Consider the following 7,975-nt stretch of genomic DNA (forward strand, 5'->3'; position numbering starts at 1 on the left):
AGGGGTGAGCAAAAGTGGCAAGGACAAATTGGCTTGAACTAAAAAGCCAGCGTCTTTAGGCGCTGGTCGGTAATAGAGGCTTATAGCCTCAGAGCAAACCACCCGTTTGACGGGTGGTTTTGATTTGTGTCGTGAGACAAAAGGTATTGCCTGTTTGGAATAGGGTTAAAATAAGATCGCTCGTCAAACAAAAATAGCTGCAATCAAACTGTTAATTTTAGCTCAGTCATTTTTGTGCTTTGAGTTGGCTTTTGAATTTATTTCAAAACTAAACTTAGTTTGAGGTACAATAAACAAAATGTATGAAAAGAGATGATTTAGTGACTGATTGGCGGACAAATCGAATTCAAGCGGCACTTAAAGGGACCAATCCGATGGTTATGGCTGAATTACCGGGCGGTTTTGCTGTATTTGGTGATGTGCAATTTCTACCAGGTTATTCCGTTTTACTACCTAAAAAAGAAGTAGGTGCCCTAAACGACCTAGCTATGACCGAACGAACGGCTTTTTTACAAAGTATGACGATACTGGGCGATGCTATTCAAGCTATTTGTCAGCCTGTGCGGCTAAATTATGATATTTTGGGTAATACGGATCATTTTTTACATGCCCATGTTTTTCCACGGTATCAAAGTGAACCAGCTGAGTATTTAAGAAATCCGGTGTGGACCTATCCAACTGAAAATTGGACTAAGGCGGAATATGCTTTTGATAGTCAAAAGCACGGACCGTTGATGGCTAAAATTGCAGCTTATTTACGTCAAGGCTGAGTTCTGACAATATTAATATATTTGTGTTATGCTTAAAAATGCACTTTTATGTTTAGGAGGTTGTGTATTCGATGAGTTTAACAGATACTTATGAATTAGCTAATGGCGTTAAAATCCCTATTGTTGGTTTTGGTACTTGGCAAACACCAGATGGTCAGGTAGCTGAAGCTTCTGTTTTGGCGGCCTTAAAAGCAGGTTATCGGCATATTGATACCGCGGCTGCTTATGGCAATGAAGCTTCTGTTGGTCAAGGTATCAAAAAAAGTGGTGTGGACCGCGAGGATCTTTTTGTAACGACTAAGTTATGGAATGCTGATCATTCTTATAAGCTTGCAAAGCAAGCAATCGACACTTCTTTGGAGAAGTTGGGTTTGGATTACTTAGATCTCTATTTGATCCATTGGCCAAATCCAGTGCAGTATCGCGATCATTGGGTGGATGCCAATGCAGAAGCTTGGCGGGCCATGGAAGAAGCTGTTCGTGCTGGAAAAATTAAAGCAATTGGCGTTTCTAATTTTCGGCCAAATCACCTAGATCAGTTATTGGCAACAGCTGAAATTAAACCTGTGGTCAATCAAATTTTCTTAAACCCGAGTGATCTTCAACCAGAAGTGACGGCGTATAATGAAGCGCATAATATTTTGAGTGAAGCTTATAGTCCCTTGGGTACTGGTAAGATTTTCGAAGTACCTGCTTTGAAACAAATGGCAGCTAAATATGGTAAATCTGTAGCGCAAGTAGTATTACGCTGGAGCCTTCAACATGGGTTCTTGCCGTTACCAAAATCTGTCCATGAACAACGCATTGTGGAAAATGCTAAATTATTTGATTTTGAAATTTCTGATGCAGATATGACTAAGATTGATGGGTTGCATGATGTTGCTGGTTTAGCAACGGATCCAGATAATACTGATTTTTAGTTTTAAAAATTGGCGTGAAATCAGTGTCTTTTGGTATACGGTTAAAATTTAATTGTTCGTAAACACATAGTGGCTGAAAACAAAACGTTAGTTTTGTCCCAGCCACTATGTTTTTTTTTATAGATAAATATTTCCCGGGAAATATCGTATTATAACTTTGCTAAAGCTTGATCTAAATCAGCAATCAGATCATCAACATTCTCAATACCAATGGAGATTCTAATTAAATCAGGTGTGATACCGCTGGATCTTAGTTCTTTTTCGTTTAGCTGTGCATGTGTGGTTGACGCTGGATGGATGATCAGAGATTTAGCATCGCCAACATTGGCTAGGAGTGAAAAGATATGTAGATCGGTAATTAAGGCTTTGCCTGCTTGTTCGCCGCCAGTTAATCCTAGTGTAAAAATAGACCCTGTGCCCTTAGGAAAATCACGTTTAGCTAGGGTATAGTAAGGGCTATCAGACAACTCAGGATATTTGATCCAGGCCACTTTGTCTGATTGTTTTAAATAAGCGATGATTTTACGCGTATTGGCAACATGACGTTCAACACGCAGAGATAATGTTTCTAAACCTTGGAGCAATAAAAATGAATTAAAGGGGCTAATGGCGGCGCCTGTATCTCGTAAAACTTCAGCCCTGATTTTAGTTGTAAATGCAGCGCCAGCTAAATCACCAAAAACAAGGCCGTTATATTGTGGATCGGGCGTTAAAAATTCTGGATAACGATCTGTTTGATGATAATCAAAGTCGCCTTTTTCAATAACAAGACCACCCATTGTCGTACCATGACCGCCAATAAACTTTGTTGCCGATTCAATGACAATATCAGCACCTAAAGCTAATGGGCGATATAGATATGGTGAGGCAAATGTGTTATCAACAATTAGTAATAAATGATGTTCATGAGCAATTTTGGCTAATTTGGGTAAATCTACTAAATTGATATCAGGGTTGCCAATGCTTTCTACATAAAGTGCCTTAGTATGATTGTTGATTTGAGCTTCAAAGTTTGCTGCTTGGTCTGGATTCACAAAATGTGTTTTAATACCAAGTTTAGGTAATGTCACATTAAATAAATTGTAGGTTCCACCATAGATCGTACTTGCAGAAACAATTTCATCGCCAGCACCTGCAATATTTTCAATGGTGGCGGCAATCGCGGCGGCACCAGTGGCTAAAGCAACTGCGGCCGTGCCATTTTCTAATGCGGCAATACGTTTTTCTAAGACGGCAGTGGTGGGATTGGTCAAACGGGTGTAAATATTACCAGGATCTTTGAGAGCAAAACGATCCGCTGCTTGTTGCGGCGAATCAAAAACATAGGACGTTGTTTGATAAATAGGTACCGCACGCGAACCAGTTTCATCAACCGTTTGACCAGCATGGACTTGTAAAGTTTCAAAGTTGTAGTTGTTTTTGCTCATAAGTTGAAGACTCCTTTGGATTAGATTGTAAAAATTTTTGGAACAAATAGCGGCTGCTATTACGCCAATGAGCATAGGTAAGCTGTGGTGCAGTTAAGGCAAAATTTTGTGGTGGCTGCACTGGCAATCCTTTCGTTAAGTCGCGCTGATATTCCTGTAAAAGCGTAAAGGCGCTGTACTCGGGATGGCCTAAGACATACCAGCGGTCAATTTTGGTGTCTTGCAAAAGAAACGGGCCTATAGTCTCATTTTGAGCTAAAATTGACAACCCTGGCTGGGCTTTAATTTGTTCTGGATCAATTGTGGCAAAGCGAGATTGGGGCATTTGTAATCTGATTGGGAAACAGGCTTGATCCGTAGCCTGATAAACACCAAATATTTTTTCAGTTAAATTGATTTTTGGTATTTGAAAGTCATGGTTCAGGGCGGCTAAAGCGCTCCAACAAGTAAAAATTTGCTTGCCAGTATGTGTCAGACTCCAATCCATAATCGTTTCAAATTCAGGCCAATAGTCTACGTCTTGATAATCTATTTTTTCTAAAGGTGCGCCAGTAACGATTAAAGCGTCAAAATAATCATCAGCTACTTTGGTCAATGTCGCATAATGATCACGTAAAGCTCTGGAGTTACCATGATGCCAGGAATGTGTTTCGGGCACCATAAAGGTGAGTTCGGTGTTACTAGCGAGTTCTGAAAATAGTTGGCTATATTGTTTCTCCGTGGCAGCTTTGTGTGGCATTAGATTGAGAATCAATATTTTTAAAAATGAAGTATTCGCTGGAACATTAAGATCTTTGTATCGACAAAAACCATTACGTAATCTGACTGTCATCCAATCGACTCCTTTATTGAGTTAATGATTTAAAAAGCAAATAAAAACCCCGTATCTCAAAATAAGATACGGGGACGATGTGGTCGTGGTACCACCCCAAATTCGTAGCCAAAGCTACCTCTACAGCACAATAATGCTTGGGATATTAACGGATCCTACCGTAGACTCAGCTTGCACTAAGCCTATTGCCTTGGAGCTCATCTTCGTTGACTGTTCAAAGCCGCCCTTACACCAACTGGCGGTCGCTTAACAGATACTAGGCCAATTACTCTTCTCCGCAATGCTAAATTAGATTTCAATGAGTTATTGTAGGTAATTATAAATCTGTTTATCATAATGTCAAGACTTGATTTTGAAGAAAGTTTTAATATTTCGTGTTTTTTATACGGTTTTAGATAATCAATTTATTATCTATGTTATGGTTATGGGAAATAAAATAGAGGTTTTATGATGATAACGTTAGCGCATCTAAATAAGGTATATGGCCAGACGATTGCCCTGAAAGATTTGACATTAAATATTAAATCAGGCGAGGTATTTGGTTTTTTAGGTCATAATGGGGCGGGGAAGTCCACGACCATTAAAAGTATCGTTAGTATTATTGAACCAACGGCGGGACACATCGAAGTAGATGGACTGGATTTGCATCAAAATCGCATGGCTGTTAAGCAAAAAATTGGCTATGTTCCTGACTCGCCAGATATATTTTTACAACTGACGGCTAATGAATATTGGCATTTGATTGCTGCGGCCTATGATTTGCCAGCAACTGCAGATCAACGCCTAAAAGAATTAGTCACATTATTCGACATGACGGCCCATGTAGATGAAGCTATTGAAGATTTTTCTCATGGGATGCGCCAAAAAACTGTGATTATTGGCGCGCTATTACCCGACCCCGATGTATGGATCTTAGACGAACCTTTACAGAGTCTAGATCCTCAAACAGCCTACGATTTAAAAGAACTAATCAAGGACCATGCACGGCGCGGCAAAACTGTTATTTTTTCTACGCATGTGTTAGATACCGCACAACAGTTATGTGATGAACTAGCTATTTTGAAGAAAGGTGAATTAATTTATAACGGTTCAGTAGCAGATCTTTTAGCCACTGAACCCGGCACATCGTTGGAGAAGATTTATCTAAAGATGGCCGGCCGACAAGCAGATGCTCAGCACTTAGCGAACTTAAAGGATGATCAAGATGTTGAAAAATAAACGGCAGCTTAAAGCACTGATCGAAGTTAATTTACTTTATATCAACCCACAAGCAACGAGTCGGCAACGTAAACAGCATAAAAATAGTCAACAAATCATTCGTTCGACGATGATGCAGTATGGTCTATTAAGTGTGCTTTTCTTATTTTTGTACGGCGCAAGTATGTTTGTGATCAATTTAAAGTATCGTCCAGGTCTATTTAGTCAATATGTGATGATGTTCGCACTCATGACTTTGGCCCAGAGTGTTTCTGCAATCAACAATGTCTTCTTTGAAAGTCGTGATCTAAATGATTATTTACCATTGCCGTTTCAGCAAAGTGCTATTTTTTTAGCAAAGTTCACTGTAATTGCTTTGAGTAATCTACCTTTCGTCTTGCCGCTATTAGCTTTATTCATTTTGACAGGGATAAACGGCAGTTTCGGTATGATTGGTGGTAGTATTCTGGGGCTTTTCTTATTTGGCCTATTTTTTACATTGATTTTCATGCTTTGTTCACTGTTAGTTTTTGGTTTGACGCATACTAAAGTCTATCAAAGTCACCGGAAGACATTTACTTTTCTATTGTTGATCGTCACGATGGTTATGATGGTGATTGGTATTTTAACGATGCAAGAGCATCAAGCTAACATCGCTAGCCATGATGCTAAAAAGATTGCATTATTTCTACCCTTACATAAATTATTGCTGCAGCCATTGACGGGGAAGAGCCTGTTAACTCTCGGTATTCTATTGATAAGTGTATTTTTAGGTTATTATTTGTTAAAGGTTTGGCTCATTCCTAGTTTATATACACAATACAACCTTTCTAATGCAGCTACAGCAGCCAAGCCATCTAAAAGTTACCACGCGCGTTCTTTAGACCAGTTACTACGGCATTATAATTTAAGTTTACTTAAAAACCCAACCTTTTTATTACAGTCATTAACGACAACGATTTTTCCGCCATTAATCATGATTTTTGCTGGAACGATCAATCAGTCTTTCGATTTAGGAAAATTGCCCGGGAAATATTTCGGCGTATTTTTATTGGCAGGTATTGCGTTAAGCTTAATGATCGTTAATCAAGGGGCACTTGTGAGTAATATTATTTCTCTGGATGGGCCAAATTATGCTTTTGTTAAAGCTCTGCCAATCAAAGAAAAAACGTACTTGAAGCGTAAGTTCAATCTAGCCGTTGGTATCCAGATGTTAGTTTTGCTATTAGTTTGTATTGCCTTCTGGCTCGTTTTGAAATTGCCATTCCTATTAGCACTTTGTTTGCTGATAGGCACTTTTATGGGGAATTTTGTTGCTAGTTTACGCTTTTTTGCTCGTGACCGTCGCTTGTTCGTACCTGATTGGACAAATGTGATGCAGCTATTTAATCGCAGTGGTGGTAATTTTGGTGTCATTTTTGGTTTGATTACCATATTTATTTTGAGCATTGTCGTCATTGTGGGTTATGTACTGTTATTAAACATTTCTGGTATTGTAGTGGTGTTGAATAGTGTGATGCTATTGTTGATTGGTTTGTTATTTATTGGTATTTGTTTCTATTACTGGAAGCATTTCTGGCAGAAATTAAATTAAAACATACTAAGATTAGATCTGTTGATGAAGTATATTCTTACTTCGGTCAACAGATCTTTTTTGATCAATTATAAAAATACCGTTCACTCATTGGGGCTTCGAGCCCGTCCTATTCTTTTGGTAAATTTATGTGATCAAAAACGTTTCTTGGTATCAAGTAGAGTATATTCCTCGATGATCAACGTTTCGTGTGATAATCAGTGTTAAAGCCGATCGCACTCTATGGGGCTTCGAGCCCGTAAAAAAAACTGGCTTTCACTACTACCTTCTGTTAATCAATTTTAAGTTTGTGGAGCTTCGAGCTCGGGTATCGGAAATGAGATCCAGGAGTAGTTAGTGTTCTAATCACAAGAAAGAAGATGTTGTTCGATGACCGATCTGATCGGTATCGATGTTTCAATGGGAAAAAGTAACGTGGCTGTTTATCACGACCACAAATGTATTGATGAGTACGCGTTTCATCATACAAAAACTGGGTTTCAAAAGTTAGCCACGACCGTGGCAGAACTAGAGCACCCCACCTTATATTTTGAAGCCACAGGCATTTATTCACGACCGCTAGTCCGTTTCTGCACTGACCAGCATTGGGCATTCACTCAGTTGAACCCCCTACAACTTCATTTCAATACGCAAGATCTTCGCCGCATCAAGAACGACACCACAGACGCCCGCAAGATCGGTTTAGCCGCTTATGACAATACTTACCGCCTATTTACGCAACAGAAGCCGATCTATGGCACACTCAGAGAATTGAACCGTTTTTATCAACGGATGATCAAAGATATCAAACTTCATCAACTTTGGCTCCATACCACGCTTCAACAGACCTTTCCTGAGTTAGAAGCCTTATTTAGCAGCAGAATTTCTAAATTAGCATTGAATATCATTGAACTTTATCCGCATCCGGACTTTGTTAAAGGCTTAGGGCACATCAAATTACGCAACCAGTTGATGAAAAATACGGATAAAAAGCTCTCCAAAACAAAAGCGACCCAAAAAGCTGAGGCACTTTTAGATTATGCTAAAGATAGTGCGCCAGCCGCCCACAAGGGCGATGTGCAAGTAGCCGAAGTTCGTTATTATGCCCATGAGCTCAAAGCGTTGATCCAGCAAAAAGAGAAAATACAGAAACAATTGATAGCGCAAGCGAAAGCTTTACCAGAATTTGAGATCTTGACTTCTATGCCTGGCATTGGTGAATTGACAGCTAGCCGAATCATTGGTGAGGTCGGTGA

At 39.4% G+C, this 7,975-nt stretch carries 7 protein-coding genes; 5 read left to right on the forward strand and 2 right to left on the reverse strand.

Features of this window, described 5'->3' with window-relative positions; genetic code table 11:
- Window positions 1–302: 302 nt before the first annotated feature.
- The gene (locus FHQ08_RS12340) at window positions 303–770 is read left to right on the forward strand and encodes an HIT family protein (protein WP_230914689.1); all 468 of its coding nucleotides are present in this window, start codon (window positions 303–305) and stop codon (window positions 768–770) included.
- Between the two features lie 71 nt (window positions 771–841).
- Window positions 842–1,690: an aldo/keto reductase gene (locus FHQ08_RS12345; protein ID WP_230914690.1), complete on the forward strand. Its 849-nt coding sequence runs from the start codon at window positions 842–844 to the stop codon at window positions 1,688–1,690.
- A gap of 149 nt (window positions 1,691–1,839) precedes the next feature.
- Here the strand turns inward: FHQ08_RS12345 and FHQ08_RS12350 are convergent, their stop codons facing one another.
- Together FHQ08_RS12350 and FHQ08_RS12355 are read right to left on the reverse strand one after the other, a co-directional pair.
- The gene (locus FHQ08_RS12350; RefSeq protein WP_230914691.1) at window positions 1,840–3,117 is read right to left on the reverse strand and encodes an O-acetylhomoserine aminocarboxypropyltransferase/cysteine synthase family protein; all 1,278 of its coding nucleotides are present in this window, start codon (window positions 3,115–3,117) and stop codon (window positions 1,840–1,842) included.
- On the reverse strand, window positions 3,092–3,949 hold the full coding sequence (locus FHQ08_RS12355) for a homoserine O-acetyltransferase/O-succinyltransferase family protein (RefSeq protein WP_230914692.1): 858 nt from the start codon (window positions 3,947–3,949) through the stop codon (window positions 3,092–3,094). The genes FHQ08_RS12350 and FHQ08_RS12355 overlap by 26 nt, the downstream gene beginning before the upstream one ends.
- A gap of 450 nt (window positions 3,950–4,399) precedes the next feature.
- Between FHQ08_RS12355 and FHQ08_RS12360 the strand changes: the two genes are divergently transcribed.
- The 3 genes from FHQ08_RS12360 to FHQ08_RS12370 all read left to right on the forward strand — a co-directional run.
- Entirely contained in the window at window positions 4,400–5,167 is a 768-nt protein-coding gene (locus FHQ08_RS12360; RefSeq protein ID WP_230914695.1) for an ABC transporter ATP-binding protein, read from the forward strand.
- Entirely contained in the window at window positions 5,154–6,740 is a 1,587-nt protein-coding gene (locus FHQ08_RS12365) for an ABC transporter (RefSeq protein ID WP_230914693.1), read from the forward strand. The genes FHQ08_RS12360 and FHQ08_RS12365 overlap by 14 nt, the downstream gene beginning before the upstream one ends.
- Before the next feature lie 369 nt (window positions 6,741–7,109).
- On the forward strand, window positions 7,110–7,975 hold an 866-nt coding region (locus tag FHQ08_RS12370; RefSeq protein ID WP_230914694.1), incomplete at its 3' end, for an IS110 family transposase.

This window comes from Agrilactobacillus fermenti, assembly GCF_021030645.1.
Classification (GTDB): domain Bacteria; phylum Bacillota; class Bacilli; order Lactobacillales; family Lactobacillaceae; genus Agrilactobacillus; species Agrilactobacillus fermenti.

Excerpts from the sequence above, each read along its gene's own strand:
- FHQ08_RS12355 (WP_230914692.1), bottom strand. The coding sequence starts at position 3,949 with ATGACAGTCAGATTACGTAATGGTTTTTGTCGATACAAAGATCTTAAT.
- FHQ08_RS12345 (WP_230914690.1), top strand. The coding sequence starts at position 842 with ATGAGTTTAACAGATACTTATGAATTAGCTAATGGCGTTAAAATCCCT.
- FHQ08_RS12360 (WP_230914695.1), top strand. The coding sequence starts at position 4,400 with ATGATAACGTTAGCGCATCTAAATAAGGTATATGGCCAGACGATTGCC.
- FHQ08_RS12340 (WP_230914689.1), top strand. The coding sequence starts at position 303 with ATGAAAAGAGATGATTTAGTGACTGATTGGCGGACAAATCGAATTCAA.
- FHQ08_RS12350 (WP_230914691.1), bottom strand. The coding sequence starts at position 3,117 with ATGAGCAAAAACAACTACAACTTTGAAACTTTACAAGTCCATGCTGGT.
- FHQ08_RS12365 (WP_230914693.1), top strand. The coding sequence starts at position 5,154 with ATGTTGAAAAATAAACGGCAGCTTAAAGCACTGATCGAAGTTAATTTA.